The sequence below is a fragment of the Streptomyces sp. genome, assembly GCF_031178505.1.
GTDB lineage: Bacteria > Actinomycetota > Actinomycetes > Streptomycetales > Streptomycetaceae > Streptomyces > Streptomyces gulbargensis.
In genome coordinates this window covers 1-4,558 of the sequence record NZ_JAPSIW010000579.1, presented here as the reverse complement: position 1 = coordinate 4,558, position 4,558 = coordinate 1, and the positions used below count along the sequence as shown (strand labels likewise).

Below are 4,558 nucleotides of genomic sequence, written 5' to 3'. Positions count from 1 at the left end.
CGACACGTAACTCGAGGCGAGAGGCCTTCGACGTGGCAGCACCGCAGAACTACCTCGCAGTCATCAAGGTCATCGGTGTCGGCGGCGGTGGTGTCAATGCCATCAACCGAATGATCGAGGTCGGTCTCAAGGGCGTCGAGTTCATCGCCATCAACACGGACGCGCAAGCACTGTTGATGAGCGACGCCGACGTCAAGCTCGACGTCGGTCGCGAACTCACCCGCGGCCTCGGGGCCGGGGCCAACCCGGCCGTCGGTCGCAAGGCGGCAGAGGACCACCGCGAGGAGATCGAGGAGGTCCTCAAGGGGGCCGACATGGTCTTCGTCACCGCCGGCGAAGGCGGCGGCACCGGTACCGGCGGCGCACCCGTCGTCGCCAACATCGCACGCTCGCTCGGCGCCCTGACGATCGGTGTGGTCACCCGCCCGTTCACCTTCGAGGGCCGCCGCCGCGCCAACCAGGCGGAGGACGGCATCGCCGAGCTCCGCGAAGAGGTCGACACCCTCATCGTCATCCCGAACGACCGGCTGCTCTCGATCTCGGACCGCCAGGTCTCCGTGCTCGACGCCTTCAAGTCGGCCGACCAGGTGCTGCTGAGCGGTGTCCAGGGCATCACCGACCTCATCACGACCCCCGGTCTCATCAACCTGGACTTCGCCGACGTCAAGTCGGTCATGTCCGAGGCCGGTTCCGCGCTCATGGGCATCGGCTCGGCCCGCGGCGACGACCGCGCGGTGGCCGCCGCCGAGATGGCGATCTCCTCGCCGCTCCTCGAGGCCTCCATCGACGGCGCCCGTGGCGTGCTGCTCTCCATCTCCGGCGGCAGCGACCTCGGTCTCTTCGAGATCAACGAGGCCGCCCAGCTGGTCAGCGAGGCCGCCCACCCCGAGGCCAACATCATCTTCGGCGCCGTCATCGACGACGCCCTCGGCGACGAGGTGCGGGTCACCGTCATCGCGGCCGGCTTCGACGGCGGCCAGCCGCCCGCCCGCCGGGACAACATCATCGGCTCGGTCTCGGCCAAGCGCGAGGAGCCGGCCCCGGCGCCCCGCGCCACCGAGACCCCCCGCCCGCTCGGCGGCCTCGGCACCGTCGCCCCGCGCGAGGAGCCGGCCACCCCGCCGGCCGAGCCCGCCCCCGTGGTCAACGAGGCCCCGCTGCCGCCGGTCCCGCCGGTGGTCCCGCCGGCCCGCCCCTACGCGGACAGCCAGGCCGAGGAACTGGATGTCCCGGACTTCCTGAAGTGATAGGACACCGCTTCGCGACGAACGGCGCGCACTTCGCCTTCACCGACCGGTGGGGCGGGGTGAGCGCCGTTCCGTACGAGGAGCTCAACCTCGGCGGCGCCGTGGGGGACGACCCCGCGGCCGTACGGGCCAACCGGGCCCGGGCCGCCGGCGAGCTCGGCCTGTCGCCGGCGGACGTGGTCTACATGAACCAGGTGCACGGCGCGGAGGTGGCCGTGACCGACGGGCCGTGGCAGGGGGACGGCGTTCCGTCGGTCGACGCGACGGTGACCACCCGGCCGGGGCTCGCCCTCGCCGTGCTCACCGCCGACTGCGTCCCCGTTCTCCTCGCCGACCCCGTCGCCGGGGTCGTCTCCGCCGCCCACGCCGGGCGGCCCGGCATGATCGCCGGGGTCGTCCCGGCCGCCGTGCGGGCGATGACGGAGCTCGGCGCGGACCCGGGACGGATCGTCGCCCGCACCGGGCCCTCCGTCTGCGGGCGCTGCTACGAGGTGCCCGAGGCGATGCGCGCGGAGGTCGCGGACGCCGAACCCGCCGCGTACGCCGAGACCTCGTGGGGCACTCCGGCCGTCGACGTGGCCGCCGGGGTACGGGCCCAGCTCACCCGGCTCGGGGTCCGTGACGTCGAGGACGCCGGGGTCTGCACCCTGGAGTCCCGCGACCACTACTCGTACCGCCGCGACCGCACCACGGGGCGACTCGCGGGATTTGTCTGGTTGAACCGAGAAGAGACATGACGGACCGCACGTCGGAACTGGCCGAGAACCTGGCGCGGGTGGAGGAGAGGATCGCCGCCGCCTGCGCCGCCGCGGGGCGCGCCCGGGAGGAGGTGACCCTCATCGTGGTCACCAAGACCTACCCGGCGAGCGACGTGAGAATCCTCCACGGGCTCGGAGTGCGGCACGTCGCCGAGAACCGGGACCAGGACGCCGCCCCCAAGGCGGCCGCCTGTGCCGATCTCGACCTGACCTGGCACTTCGTGGGTCAATTGCAGACCAACAAGGTCCGTTCCGTGGTGGGTTATGCCGATGTGGTGCAATCCGTCGACCGCGTGAAGCTCGTCTCCTCCCTCTCCGCCGCCGCGGAGAAGGCCGGCCGTGAGCTCGGCTGCCTCGTCCAGGTCGCCCTCGACGCCGGGTCCGGCGGGCGCGGCGACCGCGGGGGCGTCGCCCCGGACGGGATCGAGGAGTTGGCGGCGGCCGTGGACGCGGCTCCCGGCCTGCGGCTCGACGGCCTGATGACCGTCGCCCCCCTGGCCGGGGAGTACGCCGGCCGGCAACGCGCCGCCTTCGACCGGCTGATGGATTTGTCGACTGCCCTGCGCGCGACCCGTCCGGCTGCGAACATGGTGTCAGCAGGGATGAGTGCGGACCTCGAAGAGGCCATCGCCGCCGGTGCGACACACGTCCGCGTCGGTACGGCGGTGCTCGGCGTCCGCCCGAAGCTCGGGTAACGTCGCGAAGCGAGTCGGACCACAGCAGAAAATATGGTCATTCCGCAGAACGGCGGGATGGCCACGTGGATCGCGGGCACTTGGTGACGAGGACCGATCCACCACAGAGCGGAGGAATCGGAGAATGGCCGGCGCGATGCGCAAGATGGCGGTCTACCTCGGCCTCGTGGAGGACGATGGGTACGACGGCCGGGGCTTCGACCCCGATGACGACTTCGAGCCCGAGCTGGAGCCGGAGCCCGAGCGGGAACGGCGTCACACCCCCCCGCGCCAGGTCGAGCGGGAGGAGCCGGTGCGCGTGCCGACGCCGCCCGCCCCGCGTGAACCGGTCGCCCATTCCGTCCCGGTACTCGCCGAAAGCGGACGTCCGGCCCGAATTGCCCCCGTGGCATCCATCACACCCGAACGCCCGAGCCTGGAGAAGAACGCACCGGTGATCATGCCCAAGGTCGTGTCCGAGCGGGAGCCCTACCGCATCACCACGCTGCACCCGCGGACCTACAACGAGGCCCGTACCATCGGGGAACACTTCCGCGAGGGCACCCCTGTGATCATGAACCTCACCGAGATGGACGACACCGACGCGAAGCGACTTGTCGACTTTGCCGCCGGTCTGGTCTTCGGGCTCCATGGCAGCATTGAGCGCGTGACGCAGAAGGTGTTCCTGTTGTCGCCTGCTAACGTCGATGTCACGGCGGAGGACAAGGCCCGGATCGCAGAGGGCGGATTCTTCAACCAGAGCTGAGAAACGAGACCGGACGGACCGGCCGCGAGCGGCCGGAACAAGTGAGAGCACGAGAGCCAGGGGAGAGGGAAACGCGGGATGGGCGTCGCACTACAAGTGGTCTACATCGTGCTGATGTGCTTCCTCGTCTTCCTGATCGTCCGGCTCGTCATGGATTACGTCTTCCAGTTCGCCCGTTCATGGCAACCCGGAAAGGCGATGGTGGTCGTTCTGGAGGCCACCTACACTGTCACCGATCCACCGCTCAAGCTTCTGCGGCGGTTCATCCCGCCGCTGCGTCTCGGGGGCGTGGCACTCGACCTGTCCTTCTTCGTTCTGATGATCATCGTCTACATCCTGATCTCCATCGTGAGCAGCTTCGCGAGGTGAGTGTGGACGATACGGTCCTGCCGACTGCCGACGACTACGTAGAGGTGAAGAAGAGATGCCGCTGACTCCCGAGGACGTGCGGAACAAGCAGTTCACGACCGTCCGCCTTCGAGAAGGCTATGACGAGGACGAGGTCGACGCGTTCCTCGACGAGGTCGAAGCCGAGCTGACCCGCCTGCTCCGCGAGAACGAGGACCTGCGCGCCAAGCTGGCCGCCGCGACGCGCGCCGCCGCGCAGAACCAGCAGCAGCAGCAGAACATGCGCAAGCCTCCGGAGCAGCAGGACCGCCCCGTCGGTCCCGGGGCCCCGGTACCCGCCGCCATATCGGGACCGCCGGTCCAGCAGCAGCCGCCGCAGATGGGCCCGCCGCAGCTGCCTTCCGGTGCTCCCCAGCTTCCCGCGGGTCCCATGCAGGGCGGGCCCATGGGCCCCGGCCCGATGCAGGGCGGCCCGATGGGTCCCGGCCCGATGCAGGGCGGCCCCATGGGTCACCCGCAGCAGCAGCAGATGCCGCAGCCGGCCCAGGGTCCGGGCGGCGACAGCGCCGCGCGTGTCCTCTCGCTGGCCCAGCAGACCGCCGACCAGGCGATCGCCGAGGCCCGCTCCGAGGCCAACAAGATCGTCGGCGAGGCGCGCTCGCGCGCCGAGGGCCTGGAGCGGGACGCCCGCGCCAAGGCGGACGCTCTTGAGCGGGACGCGCAGGAGAAGCACCGCGTCGCGATGGGCTCCCTGGAGTCCGCCCG

At 70.8% G+C, this 4,558-nt stretch carries 6 protein-coding genes; all 6 read left to right on the top strand.

The genetic code is table 11. From position 1 onward, the window contains the following. Positions 1-32: 32 nt before the first annotated feature. Complete coding sequence (gene ftsZ, locus RIF68_RS28215) at positions 33-1,247, top strand: cell division protein FtsZ (RefSeq protein WP_309054124.1); 1,215 nt, start codon at positions 33-35, stop codon at positions 1,245-1,247. After that, positions 1,244-1,984: a peptidoglycan editing factor PgeF gene (gene pgeF, locus RIF68_RS28210; RefSeq protein WP_309054123.1), complete on the top strand. Its 741-nt coding sequence runs from the start codon at positions 1,244-1,246 to the stop codon at positions 1,982-1,984. Before ftsZ ends, pgeF begins: the two co-directional genes overlap by 4 nt. Beyond that, complete coding sequence (locus RIF68_RS28205; protein ID WP_309054122.1) at positions 1,981-2,700, top strand: YggS family pyridoxal phosphate-dependent enzyme; 720 nt, start codon at positions 1,981-1,983, stop codon at positions 2,698-2,700. Before pgeF ends, RIF68_RS28205 begins: the two co-directional genes overlap by 4 nt. Before the next feature lie 124 nt (positions 2,701-2,824). Further along, on the top strand, positions 2,825-3,445 hold the full coding sequence (locus RIF68_RS28200; protein WP_309054121.1) for a cell division protein SepF: 621 nt from the start codon (positions 2,825-2,827) through the stop codon (positions 3,443-3,445). 78 nt (positions 3,446-3,523) lie between these two features. After that, positions 3,524-3,814 carry a YggT family protein gene (locus tag RIF68_RS28195; protein ID WP_309054120.1) on the top strand — a complete coding sequence of 97 codons (291 nt, stop codon included), beginning with the start codon at positions 3,524-3,526 and terminating at the stop codon, positions 3,812-3,814. Between the two features lie 55 nt (positions 3,815-3,869). Next, a partial coding sequence (locus tag RIF68_RS28190) for a DivIVA domain-containing protein (RefSeq protein ID WP_309054119.1) occupies positions 3,870-4,558 on the top strand: 689 nt, incomplete at its 3' end.

Coding starts and splice junctions, on each gene's coding strand:
- RIF68_RS28205 (WP_309054122.1), top strand. CDS start 1,981: ATGACGGACCGCACGTCGGAACTGGCCGAGAACCTGGCGCGGGTGGAG.
- RIF68_RS28200 (WP_309054121.1), top strand. CDS start 2,825: ATGGCCGGCGCGATGCGCAAGATGGCGGTCTACCTCGGCCTCGTGGAG.
- RIF68_RS28195 (WP_309054120.1), top strand. CDS start 3,524: ATGGGCGTCGCACTACAAGTGGTCTACATCGTGCTGATGTGCTTCCTC.